At 68.3% G+C, this 17585-nt stretch carries 18 protein-coding genes; 5 read left to right on the top strand and 13 right to left on the bottom strand.

Annotated features, from left to right (window positions below):
- Nucleotides 1–210: 210 nt before the first annotated feature.
- Nucleotides 211–690, top strand: coding sequence for a hypothetical protein (locus tag ABE85_RS28070; protein WP_067278005.1), 480 nt, complete (start codon nucleotides 211–213; stop codon nucleotides 688–690).
- A gap of 138 nt (nucleotides 691–828) precedes the next feature.
- Here ABE85_RS28070 and fdhD read toward each other — a convergent pair whose 3' ends face one another.
- From fdhD to ABE85_RS18720, 4 genes are all read right to left on the bottom strand, one after another.
- Nucleotides 829–1701, bottom strand: a complete 873-nt coding sequence (gene fdhD / locus ABE85_RS18705; protein WP_231993126.1) for a formate dehydrogenase accessory sulfurtransferase FdhD — start codon at nucleotides 1699–1701, stop codon at nucleotides 829–831.
- Nucleotides 1698–2054 (bottom strand): hypothetical protein, encoded by a 357-nt coding sequence (locus ABE85_RS18710; protein WP_231993127.1) that lies wholly within the window; start codon nucleotides 2052–2054, stop codon nucleotides 1698–1700. Before ABE85_RS18710 ends, fdhD begins: the two co-directional genes overlap by 4 nt.
- 10 nt (nucleotides 2055–2064) lie before the next feature.
- Complete coding sequence (locus tag ABE85_RS18715; RefSeq protein WP_067283113.1) at nucleotides 2065–4425, bottom strand: FdhF/YdeP family oxidoreductase; 2361 nt, start codon at nucleotides 4423–4425, stop codon at nucleotides 2065–2067.
- Nucleotides 4426–4580: 155 nt separating this feature from the next.
- Nucleotides 4581–6251 (bottom strand): OFA family MFS transporter, encoded by a 1671-nt coding sequence (locus tag ABE85_RS18720; protein WP_067278007.1) that lies wholly within the window; start codon nucleotides 6249–6251, stop codon nucleotides 4581–4583.
- Nucleotides 6252–6997: 746 nt separating this feature from the next.
- On the opposite strand from ABE85_RS18720, the gene ABE85_RS18725 reads away from it, so the two are divergent.
- The 3 genes from ABE85_RS18725 to ABE85_RS18735 are packed head-to-tail and all read left to right on the top strand — an operon-like array spanning nucleotide 6998 to nucleotide 11290.
- The gene (locus ABE85_RS18725; protein ID WP_067278009.1) at nucleotides 6998–7363 is read left to right on the top strand and encodes a hypothetical protein; all 366 of its coding nucleotides are present in this window, start codon (nucleotides 6998–7000) and stop codon (nucleotides 7361–7363) included.
- A gap of 53 nt (nucleotides 7364–7416) precedes the next feature.
- The gene (locus tag ABE85_RS18730; protein WP_231993128.1) at nucleotides 7417–8274 is read left to right on the top strand and encodes a hypothetical protein; all 858 of its coding nucleotides are present in this window, start codon (nucleotides 7417–7419) and stop codon (nucleotides 8272–8274) included.
- A 34-nt stretch (nucleotides 8275–8308) separates the two neighbouring features.
- Complete coding sequence (locus tag ABE85_RS18735; protein ID WP_197507069.1) at nucleotides 8309–11290, top strand: TonB-dependent receptor; 2982 nt, start codon at nucleotides 8309–8311, stop codon at nucleotides 11288–11290.
- A 16-nt stretch (nucleotides 11291–11306) separates the two neighbouring features.
- Here ABE85_RS18735 and ABE85_RS18740 read toward each other — a convergent pair whose 3' ends face one another.
- On the bottom strand, nucleotides 11307–11732 hold the full coding sequence (locus ABE85_RS18740; RefSeq protein WP_067283118.1) for a type II toxin-antitoxin system HicB family antitoxin: 426 nt from the start codon (nucleotides 11730–11732) through the stop codon (nucleotides 11307–11309).
- 465 nt (nucleotides 11733–12197) lie between these two features.
- Between ABE85_RS18740 and ABE85_RS18745 the strand changes: the two genes are divergently transcribed.
- The gene (locus ABE85_RS18745; protein WP_067278016.1) at nucleotides 12198–12743 is read left to right on the top strand and encodes a cysteine hydrolase family protein; all 546 of its coding nucleotides are present in this window, start codon (nucleotides 12198–12200) and stop codon (nucleotides 12741–12743) included.
- Nucleotides 12744–12757: 14 nt separating this feature from the next.
- On the opposite strand, the gene ABE85_RS18750 is transcribed toward ABE85_RS18745, so the two are convergent.
- From ABE85_RS18750 to dmeF, 8 genes are all read right to left on the bottom strand, one after another.
- Entirely contained in the window at nucleotides 12758–13528 is a 771-nt protein-coding gene (locus ABE85_RS18750; protein WP_067278020.1) for a Crp/Fnr family transcriptional regulator, read from the bottom strand.
- Between the two features lie 221 nt (nucleotides 13529–13749).
- The gene (locus tag ABE85_RS18755; RefSeq protein ID WP_231993129.1) at nucleotides 13750–14508 is read right to left on the bottom strand and encodes a flagellar basal body L-ring protein FlgH; all 759 of its coding nucleotides are present in this window, start codon (nucleotides 14506–14508) and stop codon (nucleotides 13750–13752) included.
- A gap of 14 nt (nucleotides 14509–14522) precedes the next feature.
- Complete coding sequence (locus ABE85_RS18760) at nucleotides 14523–15074, bottom strand: hypothetical protein (protein ID WP_067278023.1); 552 nt, start codon at nucleotides 15072–15074, stop codon at nucleotides 14523–14525.
- A gap of 10 nt (nucleotides 15075–15084) precedes the next feature.
- The gene (locus ABE85_RS18765; RefSeq protein ID WP_067278026.1) at nucleotides 15085–15432 is read right to left on the bottom strand and encodes a hypothetical protein; all 348 of its coding nucleotides are present in this window, start codon (nucleotides 15430–15432) and stop codon (nucleotides 15085–15087) included.
- A 19-nt stretch (nucleotides 15433–15451) separates the two neighbouring features.
- Nucleotides 15452–15709, bottom strand: a complete 258-nt coding sequence (locus tag ABE85_RS18770; protein ID WP_067278030.1) for a hypothetical protein — start codon at nucleotides 15707–15709, stop codon at nucleotides 15452–15454.
- A 214-nt stretch (nucleotides 15710–15923) separates the two neighbouring features.
- Nucleotides 15924–16148, bottom strand: a complete 225-nt coding sequence (locus ABE85_RS27695; RefSeq protein WP_157522614.1) for a hypothetical protein — start codon at nucleotides 16146–16148, stop codon at nucleotides 15924–15926.
- Between the two features lie 194 nt (nucleotides 16149–16342).
- Nucleotides 16343–16483, bottom strand: coding sequence for a hypothetical protein (locus ABE85_RS27700; protein WP_157522617.1), 141 nt, complete (start codon nucleotides 16481–16483; stop codon nucleotides 16343–16345).
- Between the two features lie 55 nt (nucleotides 16484–16538).
- Nucleotides 16539–17555 carry a CDF family Co(II)/Ni(II) efflux transporter DmeF gene (gene dmeF / locus ABE85_RS18775; RefSeq protein ID WP_067278032.1) on the bottom strand — a complete coding sequence of 339 codons (1017 nt, stop codon included), beginning with the start codon at nucleotides 17553–17555 and terminating at the stop codon, nucleotides 16539–16541.
- Between the last annotated feature and the right edge of the window lie 30 nt (nucleotides 17556–17585).

Here is a 17585-nt window from a genome sequence, read left to right on the forward strand (position 1 = left end):
GCCGCCGCCGCTGGCCCTCACCCCCACCCTCTCCCGCAAGCGGGAGAGGGAGTAAGAAGAATCCCCCGGATCCCCATGGGCACGGGGGAAAGTCCTGATCCTGCCTTCAGCCGCGCTTCAGCACCCGCGCGCACCGTGAAGACACGCGGCTGGAGGTTGGAGGACAACATGGAGCGCGCCTCACGGAGGACATGGCGGAGGGTCGTCGGCGTGGCCGCGACGCTGGGCATCGCGGGCATCGCCGCTGCAGCACCGACGGCTGCGGATCCGGCGCCTTCGGCATCAGCACCGGCGGCGGCGCAGGAAGTCGGCGCGTCACCGGAGTCCGTTGAACCGGTCCGTCGGCCGCTCGCGCTGCAGGCGTCGCTCGCCGCGCTGCGGAGCCGGCTCCAGACCACCACGGCGAGCACGCAGGCGGGCTCGCGGTCCAACGTGATGCTGAATCGGGGGCTCGACATCCAGGTCGTCGAACTTCCCCGTGAGGGCGCGCCCATCGGTCCGCCGCCCAAGCGCGCGCATCACGCGGTGAGCATCGGCATGGAAGGTCCGAAGCAGATGTTGCGAGGCCTCGGTCTCGACGCCACCGAGTGCGCCGCGCGATTCCGCATGCCATCGAAGCTCAGCCGCAAGGGTGACGGATCGGCGCAGATCGACATCACTGCCCAACTGGGCATGGGCTGCAAGTTCTGAACGGCCCAGTCCTCGGTAGCAAAACCGTGGAAGTACGGTGCTGGATGGGGACGGCATGGCGTGGGGTTTCCGCGCTTGCCGCGGGGGCCCCACGCCATGGCGGCCAACGCCCCTGCAGACGCAGGTAGGCGGTCGCTCTCAGGCGTAGAGCGTTGCCCGCCCTTCGCGGACGAAGCCGGCGAGGCGCAGCCCGCAGGACTGCGCGGTGCGGATCGCCAGGTGCGTGGGTGCGCTGACCGCCGCCAGCATGGGCATGCCGGCGATCGCTGCTTTCTGGACCATCTCGAAGCTGGCGCGGCTGGTGACGGCGGCGAAGCCTTGGGACGCGTCGATGCCGGCCTTGGCCATGGCGCCGATCAGTTTGTCGAGCGCGTTGTGGCGGCCGACGTCTTCGCGCACGAGGACGACTTCGCCGTCGGGGCGGCACCAGGCGGCCGCGTGGATGCCGCCGGTGCGCTGCTGGAGCGGTTGTGCCGCGGCGAGCTCGCGCATGGCGCGCGACAGTGCGGGCACGAGCGTCTCGGCGTCGCTGAGCGCGGCGGGGAGAGAAGGCACGGGCCGCTCCGGCACGCGGAAGACCTGATCGAGGTTGTCGGTGCCGCAGAGGCCGCAGCCCGTGCGACCCGCCATGCTGCGGCGACGTTCCTTCAGCAGCGCTTCGCAGCGCGCGGTGACACGCAGCTGCAGCGCGACGCCGTTGGGCCGCGTCCGCACTTCCACGTCGAGCAGGTCGGCCGGCGAGGCCAGCAGCCCTTCGGTCAGCGAGAAGCCGAGCGCGAAGTCCTCGAGATCGAGCGGCGTCGCCAGCATCACTGCGTGCGACAGGCCGTTGTATTCGAGCGCGATCGGCACTTCCTCGGCGACGAACTCCTCGTCCGCCGCGCGCGTGGCGCCCAGGCGCTCCGGCCGCACCGCGATCAGCGCGGACGGCAGCGGCGCGTCGTCATCGTCGGGGAGCGCGCAGGCGTCGTTCATCGGATCGCTCGTGGTGCCCGTCGTTGCGTCGCTCATGGCGTCGGCTCCGCCGCGCCGTCGTCGGGGCCATCGCCTCGACCGGCCAGCGTGATCTTCGCGATCCAGCGACCGTCCTCGTCCACGTGCAGACGCACCCAGCCCGGCCCCTGCACATCGCCGACGCGCGCATCGCTCATCAAGGTGTAGAGCCTCAGCAGCACGCTCACGCGCAGTCCCGTGCGCTTGGCCAGCCGCGGCAGCGAGACGCCGTTGCCGCCGTCCAGCTCCGCCAGCGTCTCCAGCGCGAAACGCGCCTGCGCGGCCATGTCGCCGTCGTCCCCGACCTCGTCCTCGACCTCGCGGTCGTGACCGTCGTGAACGTCAGCGGCAGGCGCGTCGGCTGGGGTCATCGGCAGAGCCTCAGGCGGTCGCCCCGGCCACCGAACGGGCCTGGTCCTGCGGCAGCGGCGCGTCCTGCGTGCGCAGCGTCAGCACCACCGGAATGGACTTCGACGTGGGCGTGCCCGCGCCGATGGACACGCTGCTCAGCGGCACCAGCGAGTTGGTCTCCGGGAAGTAGCTCGCCAGGCAGCCGCGCGGGATGTCGTACTCGATCAGCACGAACTTCTCGGCGCGACGCGTGTCGCCGTCGCTGTAGACGCTGGTGATGTCGACCCACTCGCCGGCCTTCATGCCGATCGCCTTCAGGTCGTCCCTGTTGATGAACACCACGCGGCGATGGCCCCACACGCCGCGATAGCGGTCGTCGTTGCCGTAGATCGTCGTGTTGTACTGGTCGTGCGAGCGCACCGTCGCCAGGTTGAACACCACCGTCTTCTCGTCGCCGCGCAGCCGCGCGCGCGCCTGATGCAGCGGCGTGTCCGTCGGCAGCGCGTAGGTGATGAAGTTGGCCTTGCCGGTCGGCGTGTTCCAGACCCGCTCCGACGCGGTGTTGCGCAGGCGGAAGCCGCCCGGCACCTTGATCTTCTCGTTGAAGCCGGCGAAGTCGTCGAAGACCTCCTCGATCTTGTCGCGGATGCGCGAGTAGTCCTCCACCAGCCACAGCCACGGCGTCTTCGAGCGGCCCTTCAGCGTCGCGGCGGCCAGGCGCGCCACGATCATCGGCTCCGACAGCAGGTGCTCCGACGCCGGCGCGTTCATGCCGCTGGAGATGTGCACCATGCTCATCGAGTCCTCCACCGTCACGCCCTGCGGGCCGGCGGCCTGCATGTCGATCTCGGTGCGGCCCAGGCACGGCAGCACCAGCGCCTCCTTGCCGTGGATCGTGTGGCTGCGGTTGAACTTGGTCGTCACGTGGACGGTCAGGTCGGTGTTGCGCAGCGCCTTCCAGGTCGCGATCGTGTCCGGCGTCGCCGAGGCGAAGTTGCCGCCCAGCGCGAAGAACACCTTGCCCTTGCCGTCGAGCATCGCCTGGATGGATTCGACCGTGCCGTAGCCGTTCTCGCGCGGCGGCTCGAAACCGAAGACCTGGCCGAGGCGGTCCAGCAGCGTCTTGGGCGGCTTCTCGTAGATGCCCATCGTGCGGTCGCCCTGCACGTTGGAATGGCCCCGCACCGGGCAGGCGCCCGCGCCTTCGCGGCCCAGGTTGCCGCGCAGCATCAGCAGCGCCGCGATGTGCTGGATGGTCGCGACCGAGTGCTGGTGCTGGGTGATGCCCATGCCCCAGCAGATGATCACGCGCTTGGCCTGCGCGTACAGGTCGCCGGCGGCGCAGAGCTGCTCCTGCGACAGGCCGGATTCGGCTTCCAGCGCTTCCCAGGACTCGGCCCGGATGCTGGCCTCGAATGCCTCGATGCCGTGCGTGTGCTCGGCGATGAAGCCAAGGTCCAGCACGCGCTCGCCGCCCGCGGCGACGGCCGCGTCGTCGAGCTCGAAGACGCGCTTGCACAGCGCCTTCATCACGGCCATGTCGCCGCCGATGCGCAGCTGGAAGTAGTTGGTCGAGATGGGCGTGCTGCCCAGCGTCGCCATCTCCATCTTGTCCTGCGGATCGGCGAAGCGCTCCAGGCCGCGCTCGCGCAGCGGGTTGAAGCTGACGATCTTGCAGCCGCGCTTGGACGCCTCGCGCAGTTCGCCCAGCATGCGCGGGTGGTTGGTGCCAGGGTTCTGGCCCATGATGAAGATCGCGTCCGCCTTCTCGAAGTCGTGCAGCGTCACCGTGCCCTTGCCGATGCCGATGGTCGGCTTCAGGCCCTGGCCGCTGGGCTCGTGGCACATGTTCGAGCAGTCGGGGAAGTTGTTGGTGCCGAACTCGCGCACGAACAGCTGGTACAGGAACGCGGCCTCGTTGCTCGCGCGGCCCGAGGTGTAGAACATCGCCTCGTTGGGATTGCTCAGCGCGTTCAGGCGCGCGGCGATCAGCTCGAAGGCGTCGTCCCAGGCGATCGGCTTGTAGCGGTCCGTGGCGCGGTCGTAGACCAGCGGCTCGGTGATGCGACCCATGTTCTCGAGGTCGAAGTCGGACCACTCGGCCAGTTCGCTGACGGTGTGTCCGCCGAGCACGCTGGCCGTGGCGCGGTGCGCGGTCGCCTCGGCGGCGATCGCCTTGGCGCCGTTTTCGCAGAACTCGAAGGTCGAGCGGTGATCCCGGTCGGGCCAGGCGCAGCCGGGGCAGTCGAAGCCGTCCGGCTGGTTGGCCGACAGCAGCGTCTTGGCGCCCTTCATCGCGACGCCCTGCGCCTGCAGATGCTTCGCGACGCTCTTCAGCGCGCCCCAGCCGCCCGCCGGGCCCTTGTAGAAGTGGATCTTCTGGTCGCTCATCGAGTCCTCCGGAATCATTGTTCCCTGTCCGCCCCTCGCCCAACGCGAGGTCTTGAAACAGAGTCGCCCCGTGGTCGTCGTGGACGGCCGCCGGGGCGAGGGTCATGCTAGCCGGTCACGCGCTCGCGCGCTGCCGGCGGGGTTTGAGCGCCAGCTCAGCTGAAGAACTTCGCGGCGCTCAGCAGCGTGCGATAGATGCCCCATGCCAGCGGGATGCCCACGGCCAGCCAGGCCAGCGCGACCAGCACCGTCGGCGTCGCCGCACCGGCGCCCGGGCCGCTGCCCACTTCGGCGGCGGCGGCCTTCTCGTGCGCCAGCTTCTTCTCGACGGCCAGTTCGGCGTCGGTCATGAAGTGCTTGTCGGCGACCGGACGGATGGCCAGGTTGGCGATCAGGCCGATGACCAGCATGCCCACCAGGATGTACATCGTCTGGTTGTAGACCTGCTCGCGCGGGATGCCCAGGCCCAGCTGGTAGTCGCGCATGTAGTTCACGACGATGGGGCCCAGGATGCCGGCGGTCGCCCACGCGGTCAGCAGGCGGCCGTGGATCGCGCCCACCATCTGCGTGCCGAACAGGTCGCCCAGGTAGGCCGGCACGGTGGCGAAGCCGCCGCCGTACATCGACAGGATGATGCAGACCGCGCCCACGAACGCCAGCTTGTGACCGGCCGCCGCGCTGCTCGGCAGGCTGGCGTACAGCAGGCCGCCCAGCACGAAGAACACGGTGTAGGTCAGCTTGCGGCCCAGCTTGTCCGACAGCGAGGCCCACACGAAGCGGCCGCCGATGTTGAACAGGCTCAGCAGCGCGGTGAAGCCGCCGGCGATCGCGGCGATCGCGGCCAGCTGCGTCTTGTCGAGCTCGGCGAACTTGGCCGGCACGCCGATCAGGTTGCCGCCGAAGATCTCCTGCAGCATCGGGCTGGCCATGCCGATCACGCCGATGCCGGCGGACACGTTCATGCACAACACGATCCACACCAGCCAGAACTGCGGGATGCCCCAGACCTTCTTCACGTGCACGTGGCGCTGCGTGATCATGGTGTTGGCGGCCTGCGCCGGCGGCGGGGTCCAGCCTTCGGGCTTCCAGCCGGTGGGCGGCACGCGGTAGCCCAGCGCGCCGGCGACCATGAACACGAAGTACACCAGCGCCATGACGACGAAGGTCTGCATCACGCCCGCGTCGGTCGGGGTGGCGAAGCGCTTCATCAGTTCGACGGCCAGCGGCGAACCGATCATCGCGCCGCCGCCGAAGCCCATGATGGCCATGCCGGTCGCCATGCCGCGACGGTCCGGGAACCACTTGATCAGCGTCGACACGGGCGAGATGTAGCCCAGGCCCAGGCCGATGCCCCCGATCACGCCGGAGCCGAGGATCATCATCCAGAACTGGTGGGTGTGGATGCCGATCGCGGAGATCAGCATGCCGCCGCACCAGCACACGGCCGAGACCAGGCCGGCCTTGCGGGGGCCGGCGCGTTCGAGCCAGCCGCCCCAGATCGCGGCGGCGCAGCCCAGGAACACGAAGAACAGCGTGTACATCCAGCCCAGGGTCGCGACGCTCCAGTCGCACTGGGTGGTGAACAGCTGGGCGAAGAAGCCCACATCCTTGCCGCACGCGGCGCCGGTCCCGGCGGTCTGCAGCATCTTGGACAGCGGCAGCCAGAACACCGAGAAGCCGTAGGCCATCCCGATGCACAGGTGGATGGCGAGCGCGCTAGGCGGCACCAGCCAGCGGTTGAAACCAGGAGCGGCGATGGTGCGCTCCTTGTCCAGCCAGCTCCCGCTGGTGGATCCGCCGCCCTGATCGGTCAGCACAGTAGACATGGGTCCTCCTCAAACAATGGAAAGGCGGTCGCGACGCGACCCGCTGAGAACGAACGGTGCCGAACCCTCAAACGGTACCGATCGACCGCGTCCCGTGTTCCGACCTCCCCGTCCCTTTCGGCATCAAGAAACCGTTAGGAAACCGGTTTCTGGTGACGGGCTGAAAAAGTTGGGGCAGAACGCTCGCGGCGGTCGCGATCTTGACGCAAGTCAGTGACATCCCTTGACAACCCCATCTAGTGAGCGGACATCTATCGCACGAAACCGACAGCCGGCGCGGAAGAAACGCCTGGCGGTAACCGGATGTAGGCATGGGGAGTTCGGGCGATCAACGCACAACACCCCCTGGAGGAGGTGTGCTTCCTCGATGGCATGGGGGAGTGGCGGGCACCAGGGTCGATTGTTGAGGTCCCCACAACGGTGCGTTGCGCAGCGCAGCATTTATGCGATCGGGGTGAATGCCTATTGTTCGGAGGTTTCCTGTCTCCGAAGGCGTCCATCAGCGCCTTCTTCACCGGACCGCCCTTCAGGGGCCGTCCGGTTTTTTCTTGGGCGCGCGACGGGCGCGACGCAGGCGAGGGATCGCCGTTTGCCCCGATGAACACGTGGATGTATCGGGTTGAAACCTGCCGCTTGTCCTACAAACCCTCGCGACTTCAACCCACGTTCGACTCCCCGTCCACGGTCCAAAGTTGGTCCTAACCGATCTCCACCGATCGGTCCCTCAAGCCCAAAGGAGAGACCACATGAACGCAACCAAATCCCTCGTCACCGGTGCCGTCGCCCTGACCGCCTTCGCCAGCGTGCTGGGCCTGGCCTATGCGCAGGTCGAGAACTCGACCGAGGCCGCCCCGACGCAAGCCACGCAGGAACAGTACCCTGCCACGCAGACTGAACAGCAGGCACCTGCCGACCAGCAGACCATGACGCCGGCCGACCAGTCGAACCAGGCCACCACGCAGCAGCAGCAGACCACGCCTGAAGCGCAGTCGCAGCAGACCCAGCCCTCGTCCACGGACCAGTGGCAGAACCAGCAGCCGGCCACGCAAGACCCGCTGCCGGCTGAGCCGACCAGCGCCGGCACGCCGGCTCCCCGCGCCGACCGCAACTGATCGGTGAGTCCGCACCGCCACGCCCGGCACTAGCCTCTCCCTGAAAGCCCACCATGCTGCGCGCCTCCAGCGGGTACTTCTTCAGCGATCCGCCGCCACCCAAGCCTCGCAGGCCGGTGTCGGGATGGATCCCTGAACACCTGCGGGAACGCGCGGGATGGGCGGCGCAGGGACTGGCGCTGGGTCTGGCCGGCGCGCTGCTGGCCTGGCCGGCGGCGACCTTCCTGATGAAGCAACTGCGACCGGCTCCGCCCGTCGTGGCCCGACACACCCCTTCCGCACCGGTCCAGCCGGTCGCCCAGGCCACCGCACCAGTGTTGCGGACCGGCACGGCCGACTTCGGCAAGACCAAGGTTTCCAAGCAGGCTCGCCAGCTCGCCCAATGGGTGATGGCGGGCTGGGATCACAACGGACGCCCGTTCGCGATCCTCGACAAGCGCCAGGCGCAGGTCCTGGTGTTCAACGCCGACGGCAAGCTCCAGGCGACCACGCCGGTGCTGCTCGGCTACGCCGCCGGCGACGACAGCGTCGCAGGCATCGGCCTGCGACCCATCGCCGAGGTGAAGCCCTCCGAGCGCACGACGCCGGCCGGCCGTTTCGTCGCGCAGCCCGGCAAGAACTCGGGGCACGAGGACGTGCTCTGGGTCGATTACGAGGCCGCCGTGTCCATGCACCGCGTGCGCCCGACCAACCCCGCGGAACGTCGACTGGAGCGCCTGGCCTCGCCGACGCCCAAGGACAACCGCATCAGCTTCGGCTGCATCAACATGCCGGTGAAATTCTTCGAGCAGACACTCTGGCCGACCTTCGGCAAGCAAGGGGGCATCGTCTACGTGCTCCCCGAAAAGAAAACGATGGAACAGGTCTTCGCCGCGCAGATGCGCCGCGCCAAGGCCGGCCCGTCCACCTGACGCGCGGCCGATGCGCGCCCCGCGTCCGTGGTCGATGACCGCTTCCCGCTCCTCCTCCTCCTCCGTCCGGCCGGCGCTTGCGCTGGCCGTTGCCGTCGCACTCGCCGCCGGCGTCGCCACTTCCGCGCACGCGCAGGTGAGCCGCGCGACCGTGCGCGGCCTCGTCAACGCGCCGGCCGGCGTCCAGCCCGGCGGCCTGTCGATCACCGCCGTCAACAGCGCCAACGGTGCCCGCTACCGCACCAGCACCCGCGCCGACGGCCGGTACGCGCTGATCGGCCTGGCACCCGGTGAATACGTCGTCAGCGTCGCCGCGGCCGACGGCAAGCCGATCAGGACCGAACGCATCACGCTGTCCGTGGGCGAGAGCGCCTCGCTCGACCTGGGCGAGGCACCGGCCCCGGACACCGCGGGCGCGATCCAGCTCGGCACGGTGACCGTGGCCGGCAACGCCAGCCGGCAAGGCGTCAAGGATTCGCAGCTCGGCACGGTCGTGTCGCAGCGGATGATCGAAGCGCTGCCGCAGACGACGCGCAACTTCCTCAGCGCGGCGGACCTCGCGCCGGGCGTCGCGTTCTCCACCGATTCCAGCGGCCTGAGCCGCGTGCAATCGGGCGCGCAGGACTTCGACCACCTCAATGTCTTCATCGACGGCGTGGGCCAGAAGAACAACATCCTGCGCGGCGGCGTCAGCGGCCAGTCGGACACGCGCGGCAACCCGTTCCCGCAGTCGGCGATCTCCGAATACAAGGTGCTGACGCAGAACTACAAGGCCGAGTTCGATCAGGTCAGCAGCGCCGCGATCACGGCGGTGACGAAGTCCGGCACCAACGAATTCCACGGCGAGATCTACGGCGACCGCACCGGCACGAACTGGCGATCCAAGAACTCGCTCGAGAAGGAGCGCGAATCCCAGGGCATCGCGCGTCCGTCGTCCGAGAAGTACGAATACGGCGGCAGCGTCGGCGGCCCGATCGTCAAGGACAAGCTGCATTTCTTCGTCGCCTACGACGCGAAGCGCATCGAGGACTCGCGCCAGATCGCCGGACAGAACTTCGAGAAACTGCCCAACGCCGGCATCGTGCCGGACCTGCTGTCGCGGCGCGGCAGCCAGGTCGATCCGTTCCACGAGGACCTGTTCTTCGGCAAGCTCGACGCGCAGCTCAACGACGAGCACCGCCTGACCCTCAGCGCGCGGCTGCGGCGCGAGACCGACCGCATCGCGGAGGACCGCAACCTCTCGCTGCCCGGCAACGACAAGGAGCGCCGCAACGACGAGACGCGCATCGACCTGAAGCACGAGTGGTCGCGCGACGACTGGCTGAGCGAGGCGCGCATCGGCTACGAGGACTACCTGTGGAATCCGAAGTCGGCGTCGGACACGGCGCTGGTCCGCTACAAGGTCTCGACGGCCTCGCCGCAGGTGCTGACCTCGTCGCAGGACGTGATCCTCGACGGCGGCTCGCCCGATGCGCAGCGGCGCAAGCAGCGCGGCACCTTCGTCTCGGAGGAACTGACCTACACCGGATTCGACGGCCACGTGCTCAAGGGCGGCGTGAAGCTCAAGAGCATGCGCTACGACCTGAGCGGCACGGCCAACTCGGTCGACGGCGTCGACGTGCTGATCGACAACGTCACCGGCCTGCCCTACTGGGACGGCGTGAACTGCACGGGCACCAACGTCTCCAACAACGGCAGCACCAGCGACCAGTGCAACATCCGCCGCGCGGCGGCGCCCTCGGGCGCCAGCTTCAAGAACAAGCAGTGGGGGCTTTACCTCCAGGACGACTGGAGCCTGACCCGGAAGCTCGAGCTCAACCTCGGTGTCCGCTGGGACTACGAGGACAACATGCTCAACAACGCGTACGCGACGCCGGCCGACCGCATCGCGGCGCTGCTGGCGCCGGACGTGACGCGCTACGGCATCGCACCGCCGACGGGCCAGACCTACGCGCAGTCGCTGGCCAAGGGCGGCATCGACGTGTCGCAGTACATCAGCAGCGGCAACTCGCGCAAGGCGTTCAAGAACGCGATCGCGCCGCGCGTCGGCTTCTCCTACGACGTCTTCGGCAATCGGAACACGGTGGTCTTCGGCGGCTACGGCCGCAGCTACGACCGCACGATGGCGAACCACGCCCTGGACGAGCTGCAGAAGAACCAGTCGCCCGGCGGTGAGATCTGGTTGATCCGCAACGACTTGAAGATGCCCTACGCGGACCAGTTCAGCATCGGGCTGCGGCAGGCGCTGACCGCGACCTGGAACGGCGAGATCGCACTCAGCCGCGTCGAGGCGAAGAACCAGTTCGTCTGGTTCAGCGGCAACCGCGACGCCGACGGCGGTTTCGCGCAGCAGTCGTCCATCGATCCGCTGTGGGGCGGCCCGAACGGCTTCGGGCAGGTGGTGCTGGGCGACTCGATCGGGCGCACGCGCACCGACTCGGTGTTCGTGAAGGCAGAGAAGCCGTACTCGGAATCTTCCGGCTGGACGGCGACGCTCGCCTACACCTACAGCGACGCAAAGACCACCAACCTGCAGTGGAGCAACGACACCTTCGACTGGACCTACGGCCGCGCGGGCCGCGGCTGGAATCCGAGCACGCTGGTCGACAGGCACCGCCTGGTCGGCGCCTTCATGACGGACAAGCTGCTGCCGTGGGGGCTGACCTTCTCGGCCAAGGGCACGTATGCGAGCGGCTTCCCGCGACGCCTGACGAACTGCATCGGCGGCACGCCGCAGTGCTTCCTGGTCGAGGGCGATTCGCCGAGCTTCCGTCAGGTCGACATCAGCATCGGCAAGGCCTTCAAGTACGGCATCCACCAGGTCGCACTGCGGCTGGACGTGCTGAACGTGCTCGGCGCCGACAACTACGGCGGCTTCGACGACTGGATCGGCAACGCGCCGCAGGCGGGGGTCACACCCAACCGCCTGGGCGGCGACAACCTCAACCTGGACAAGCCCAACAACATCCGCGGCGACAACCGCGCGATGCGGGTGGTGTTGAACTACAAGTTCTGAGGAACCAGCGGATGCCTCAGCAGGCGTCGGCCAGACTCAGTTCCAGTCGCTTGCCCAGCGCCTTCAATGCTGCGGCGATCGTATCGATCTTCGTCGGATGACTGAGATCCGTCAGTCGACTCACGTCTTGCGGACGAACGTTCATGCGTCGGGCCAGATCCGCGTTTCGAGTGCCCTGCGCCAGCATCTCGTTCAACAGGAGCACCTTCGCACCGATGCTCGGCGGCAGGTCGATCAAGACCTGCCCCCGCTTCAACCTCGACGGTGGCGGTACCGGTCGCTTGTCTTCGAAATAGAAGTCCATCGCTGTGGCCAACGCGTCCGCCCCCATGTCGAGAGCGTCCTGGTACGTAGCACCACAAGTCGTGGCTTCCGGAATGTCCGGGAACTGGACCATGAAACCACTTCCATCGGGAGTGATTCGGGCGGGAAAGCTCAACAACATGTCTGACCTCACTTTCGCTTCAATCCGAGGTGCCTGAGGATCACGCACCTCGTTCCTTCAGGAATCTCATCCGACGGATGGCGAGAGATCACGCTCTGTCGTCCGCCAAGATAGACCTTGGTATGACGCGCACCTTCCACGAAGGTCGCACCCTGCGCCTGCAGCCACCGCCGAAACTCACTGACCTTCATCGCCCAACCCCTGAGAAGAGGTTGGCAGTCTGAAGATCCAGAGCTCGTTTGAGGCGATTCTTCCCCCCTCAAAACCGGAACGCCCCCATCGTGGGGAGCTCTGTCAGCCGAGCGACAGGAAAGCTGGGAAATACCTGGGAACACGGAAGGAGAGTAAACAAAAATGCTTACATTCACAATGACTCAAACATGGCAGCTCGAACTGCGCCAAAGGACCTTCGGCCGCGTTCCTCGTATGCTGTGAACTTCGTCGCCCAGTCGCTCTAATGCCATGACCACTGCCCTGCTCATCATCGATCTGCAACGCGCGCTCTGCGTCGGCGAATACGCCTGCCACGACGTCGACGCCGTGATCGGTCGCATCAACGGTTTGATCGCGAAGGCGCGCGACAGCGGCACGCCCGTGGTCTTCGTCCAGCACGAGGAAGACGGCTACGAGCCGCTGCGCCACGGCAGCGAGGGCTGGCAGATCGACGATCGCCTGCACGTGAAGCCGGACGACCGGCGCGTGTTCAAGACCTCGCCGGACTCGTTCCACAAGACCGATCTGGACGCGGTGCTGAAGGGCTTCGGAGTGACGCACCTCGCCATCTGCGGCGCCCAGAGCGACTTCTGCGTCGACACCTCGACGCGCCGCGCGTTGAGCTCGGGCTACGACGTCACGCTGGTCGAGGACGGCCACACGACGATCGCCTACGGCGACCTCACGGCGCCGCAGATCATCGACCACCACACGCTGATCCTGCGCAACCTCAACAGCTTCGGGCCGAAGATGGAAGCGAAGAAGGCGGCGGAGATCAGGTTCGAAAAGACCTGACCCCGACCCGGTGATCACTTCAGCGACGTCCTCGCGCTGGCCAGCTGCGACAAGGTCATGTCGCACTGATCCACCGTCGCTATGCAGTCGAGCCCGCGCGACTCGACCTCGCCCATCAGGCTCAGCCACGCGTTCAGGCCCTCAAGCGTGACCTTGGTGCGCGAGGTCCGGCTCCATCCCCGCTCGGCGAGCTGGCCCAGGTAGATCCACGTCTGCCGGCGCGACAGCCCTGACAGCTGCCCGATGCAGGCCTGCGACACCGGCAGCGCCAGGCTGTTGCCCGCCGTGCCTGCGCGCTGCGAACTGCTCAGCGCCGCCGCCAGCGTCGCGAGCACGCTGATCAGCCGCTGGAAGCCGTTGCCGGCCAGCCGCATCGTGATCTGGTCCTGCAGCCGCGACGCGGTCGCCGCGTACAGCTCGCCCGTCGCCGCATCGCGATCCGGCGCCTTCGTATCCTTCATCCGAGGCATCGGGATGTGGATGGTTGTCACATCGACCAGCGCCGTCACGTCGTAGCGCGCAGCCAGCTTGCCCAGCGGCGAATCCGCCCCGATCACGTCGCCCAGCCACAGCGCCGCCACGGCCACCCGCGTGTCCGCCGCGACCTTCGCCGCGAGGAAGGCCGCCCCGCCGCTGATCGCGATCCACTCGGCCAGCGGCGTGCCGGCCTCGATGATCTTCTGGCCGCGCCGATACGTCCGGATCTGGCCGTCTGCCAGCCAGTCGTCGCTCGTCGTGTCCGGTGCGCCGTCGTGCGTCGGCGTCCGCGTCCCTCTCGTGCTCATGATGTGTTCTGCATAAGGTCCGCCGGACAAGGCTCCGCCCTCCGCCTCGACTGCGGAACGTCGCGAATGCCATGACGGCGAATCGTGGGTTATAGAAGCGGACCGCGGACGCCGATCGATGGATAAGCCCCGTGGCGCCGGGCCGGTTTGCGCTTTGCGCTTTGCGGTTTCGGGTCGACCGCGCTGCAGTCAGCCCCGTTGACCGCGCGGCGGTCGGCGGATCACCAGATGGACAGGCTCCTCGCCAGCACGCGCTGCAGCCAGCTGCGCGACGAGGCCTCCGAGACGTCGCCCTGCGCGACGCTTTCCAGGCTCGCGTTCACGACGTCGCGCGACGACACGAGGTTGCCCAGGCGGATGTCCCGGGGATTCACGATCCCCGAGAAGCGCAGTGTGTTCACGCCCTTGTTCAGGCCCACGTTGCGCTCGCCGGCCACCAGCAGGTTGCCGTTGGGCAGCACGTTGATCACGCTCACCGCCATCTGCGTGACGAAGCTGTTGTCCGTCTCCGTCGTGCCCGAGCCCTTGAACGAATCGCTGCCCGCGGCCGTCGCGTCGATGTTGAGCAGCCGCTCCACCGCGCCGATCTTGCTCTGCCCGCCCGGCCCGTGCACCGCGAGCTTGTTGTCGCGGTTCGTGTCGGTCGTCTGCTTCTGGCTCGCCTTCAGCGTCTCCTGGATGTCCACCTTCAAGGTGTCGCCGATCGCGCTCGGGCGCCGCTCGCTCGAGAAGAGCGAGGTCGGCGACATGGTCGTCTGGTAGATCGCGCCGTTGCTGGGCCGCTCGATGTACATCGGCGCCTGCGGCGGCGTCACCATCATCGGACCGGCCACCGTGGGCGGCGTGCCGGCGCATCCGCCGAGCGCGCCCAGGGCGCCCAGCGCGACGAGTCCGATGAACACGGGCATCGTCGCCCTTGCCGGCGTTCCTGCCGCCGCCTTTGCCTGCGCGCTCGCGCGGCGGGATTCTTCTGTCGACATCACATCCCTCTCCCTCAGCTCTGGAAGCCGGTGATCAGCGCCTTCACCACCGGCGCGATCTTGTTGCGCGTCCCGGCCCAGCGGGCCAGGCCGAAGTTCTCCTCGGCGACGTAGCTGCTGGTCGACAGCAGCGTCCCGTCCGCCCGGTGCAGGCTCAGCGACGCGGCGCTGAGGTTGGCGCGGTAGCCGCTGGCCAGCGGCGGCACGCCCCATTCGATGGTCGCGACGTAGCGCAGCCACACATCGCATTGCTGCAGGCCGGTGCCGGGCTCGTACACCCGGCTCTCGACGCCCTGCCCCTTCAGCTCCGCCTGCATCGCCGGGACCAGGTCCTCCAGCGGCGCGTTGCGGTTGAACTCGATGCACAGGGTCCTCACCGGCGCGTCGCCGTGGTGGACCGTGTTGCTGGCCTTGGCCGGCGCGGCGGTCGCCAGCGCCGTCGACGTCGCGGTGCCGGCGCCCTTGAGCAGTTCCCAGGCAGGCACCGGACTCAGCGCGCAGCCGCCCAGGCCCGTCAGCGTGATGACCGCGACGGCCACGATGAGCGCCGTGAACGCCTTGCGCATGACCTGACCCTCACACGAGTTCATCGAGCACGGCGCCGCCGCCGAGCGCGGCCATCACGCCGTAGCCGATGACATTGCCGAGCACGTTGCCGACGCCGCCGGCGACGTCGCCGACCGTGTCGGTGACGACATCGGCGACGGTCTCGACGGCATCCACCGCGTCGCCCGCCAGCGCCTGCAGGCCCTTGGCGCTGATGGTGGCCGTCACGCCGAGCACGGGCCCGAGCGTCAGGCGGGGTCCGGATCCCCGCGAGGACCCTGAGGATCCGCCCGACGACGCGGCGCGGCCGCTCTCGTGCGAGCCGTCGGAGGACGTCGCCAGCGCGACCAGGCTGGACAGGAGGGGCACGCTGCTCAAGGAAGGCTCCCGGCGGCGATCAGCCGCGCGCGGCCAGCGAGGCCGTGTCGAGCGACAGCGTCGCGGGCGCTGCGGTCGACGGGGCGGCAGCCGCCGGCGTGGCGGCCATCGGTGCCGTCGTCGCGGAGGCCGGCGCAGCGGCCTTCGCGTCGTTCAGCATCCTGGTGAAATCGGGCGCGCCGCCGTTGTTGGCCTTGGCGGCCTTGGCCGGGCCTGCGGACGCGGGGGCGCCGACGTGGGCCGTCGGCGACGAAGAAGCGTTGGACTTGACGTGCATGGCGAAGCGCTCTCGTTCGTTGGGGTGAACGGATTCTTCGCCGCGGCCACCTCCCGGCATGCCGCAATGAGCGCGACCAAGGCAGCGGTCGTCGCGGACTCGGTGAACTGCATCACCGAGGAGGATCAACTGGCGGGTGTCTTCGCCGCTTCACCGGCTCAAGTTCGCGCCAGTGCGCCATGGCCCCGGGCGATCAACGCGCAGGATGGGCGAATCACGCGCCGCGGCTCTGATGCGCCATCGCCTCGGTCCATTCGTCCCAGGTGGACTCGGTGACCTCGAGGCCTTCCAGCGCGGGCGGGTCCTCGATCGGCCAGCCGGACGGGCTGAAGGGAATGCGCCGCTGCAGCAGCACCTCGGTCTGCCGCAGGATGAGCTGCATGGCCTTGCTGAAAGGGTGACCGGGTTCTCCGGCGGCTGGCGCGAATCGTTGTCGCATGGTCCTCTCCTGACGAGTTCCCACTATCAGCGGGGGTCGGCCCAAGTGCCATCCCACCATAGGGTGGACTCGGGGGGATGTCGGAGGGGGTGTGACGAAAGGCCACGGTCGACAGCCAGGCGGTCAGCGGCCTGACACCTCGGCGCCATTCATCAGATCGATCATTTCGATCTGATGAATGTGATGGCGCAGGCTCAGATCACCTGGCGCAGCAGCGCGTACAGCGCGATCGCGCCGGAGACCACCGCGCAGGCGGTCTTCATCGAACGGTTGGCCACGAAGGCGCCGATCAGGCTGCTGACCAGGATGGCGGCGAGGAGGTAGTTGGTTTTCATGGGCCGCGATTGTGGCGGCGCGCCGGAGCGCGTCCGCCGAGGTCCGCGGCGCGGATCAGACAGTCGCCCGGTCGGGGCGGTTGATCTCGACGGTCACGTGAACAAGTTCCTCGTGGACGGCCAGCAGGCGGCGGACGTCGTCAGGTATTGCCTCGGGGCTGTCGGTGACCAGGGAGACGATGCAGGCGTACTGCGCGCGACCGACGCGCCATACGTGCAGGTCGGCGATCGTCGCCGGCCACGGCGCCGCCGCGATGACCTCGCGGATCTCGTCGACGACCGGCGCGTCCATCTCGGCGTCCAGCAGCACGCGGCCGGTGTCGCGCAGCAGCCCGCGCGCCCAGACCGCCACCAGCACCGCACCGGCGATGCCCATCACGGGATCCAGCCAGTCCGCGCCCCACAGGCGGCCGCCCAGCAGCGCCACGATCGCGAGCACCGAGGTCGCCGCGTCGGCCAGCACATGCATGTAGGCGGCGCGGAGGTTCAGGTCGTCATGGCCTTGAGCCTGCGCATGCCCCTGCGCGTGACCGTGCGCGTGACCGTGTTCATGTCCATGCCCGTGACCATGACCGTGGTCGTGTCCGTGCCCATGGTCATGTCCGTGATGGTGATGCTCGCCGCGCAGCAGCCAGGCGCACGCGAGGTTCACGAGAAGACCGATCGCCGCGACCGCGATCGCCTCGTCGTAGTGGATGGGCGTCGGCGCGATCAGCCGTTCGATCGACTGCCACAGCATCAGCCCCGCGACGCCGACCAGCAGCAGCGCGCTGCTGTAGCCGCCGAGGATCTCGATCTTCCACGTGCCGAAGGCGAAGCGCCCGTCCCTGGCCCAGCGCCGCGCGGCGCCGTAGGCCAGCAGCGACACGCCCAGCGCGACCGCGTGCGAGCTCATGTGCCAGCCGTCGGCCAGCAGCGCCATCGAGTTGAAGACGTAGCCGCCGATGATCTCCGCGACCATCATCAGCGCCGTCAGCAGCACGGCCCAGCGCGTGTTGCGGGCGGCAAGCGGATTGCCCTCGTCGAAGACGTGCGTGTGTTGCCAGGGCGTGGTGGACGTCGACGAAGACATGGCGGCGGCGGGGGGTAGTGGCGATGGGGG

This window comes from Mitsuaria sp. 7 (assembly GCF_001653795.1).
Classification (GTDB): Bacteria; Pseudomonadota; Gammaproteobacteria; order Burkholderiales; family Burkholderiaceae_C; genus Roseateles.

Excerpts from the sequence above, each read along its gene's own strand:
- fdhD (WP_231993126.1), bottom strand. The coding sequence starts at position 1,701 with ATGAGCGACGCAACGACGGGCACCACGAGCGATCCGATGAACGACGCC.
- ABE85_RS18710 (WP_231993127.1), bottom strand. The coding sequence starts at position 2,054 with ATGACCCCAGCCGACGCGCCTGCCGCTGACGTTCACGACGGTCACGAC.
- ABE85_RS18715 (WP_067283113.1), bottom strand. The coding sequence starts at position 4,425 with ATGAGCGACCAGAAGATCCACTTCTACAAGGGCCCGGCGGGCGGCTGG.
- ABE85_RS18720 (WP_067278007.1), bottom strand. The coding sequence starts at position 6,251 with ATGTCTACTGTGCTGACCGATCAGGGCGGCGGATCCACCAGCGGGAGC.
- ABE85_RS18725 (WP_067278009.1), top strand. The coding sequence starts at position 6,998 with ATGAACGCAACCAAATCCCTCGTCACCGGTGCCGTCGCCCTGACCGCC.
- ABE85_RS18730 (WP_231993128.1), top strand. The coding sequence starts at position 7,417 with ATGCTGCGCGCCTCCAGCGGGTACTTCTTCAGCGATCCGCCGCCACCC.
- ABE85_RS18735 (WP_197507069.1), top strand. The coding sequence starts at position 8,309 with ATGACCGCTTCCCGCTCCTCCTCCTCCTCCGTCCGGCCGGCGCTTGCG.
- ABE85_RS18745 (WP_067278016.1), top strand. The coding sequence starts at position 12,198 with ATGACCACTGCCCTGCTCATCATCGATCTGCAACGCGCGCTCTGCGTC.
- ABE85_RS18750 (WP_067278020.1), bottom strand. The coding sequence starts at position 13,528 with ATGAGCACGAGAGGGACGCGGACGCCGACGCACGACGGCGCACCGGAC.
- ABE85_RS18755 (WP_231993129.1), bottom strand. The coding sequence starts at position 14,508 with ATGTCGACAGAAGAATCCCGCCGCGCGAGCGCGCAGGCAAAGGCGGCG.
- ABE85_RS18760 (WP_067278023.1), bottom strand. The coding sequence starts at position 15,074 with ATGCGCAAGGCGTTCACGGCGCTCATCGTGGCCGTCGCGGTCATCACG.
- ABE85_RS18770 (WP_067278030.1), bottom strand. The coding sequence starts at position 15,709 with ATGCACGTCAAGTCCAACGCTTCTTCGTCGCCGACGGCCCACGTCGGC.
- ABE85_RS27695 (WP_157522614.1), bottom strand. The coding sequence starts at position 16,148 with ATGCGACAACGATTCGCGCCAGCCGCCGGAGAACCCGGTCACCCTTTC.
- ABE85_RS27700 (WP_157522617.1), bottom strand. The coding sequence starts at position 16,483 with ATGAAAACCAACTACCTCCTCGCCGCCATCCTGGTCAGCAGCCTGATC.
- dmeF (WP_067278032.1), bottom strand. The coding sequence starts at position 17,555 with ATGTCTTCGTCGACGTCCACCACGCCCTGGCAACACACGCACGTCTTC.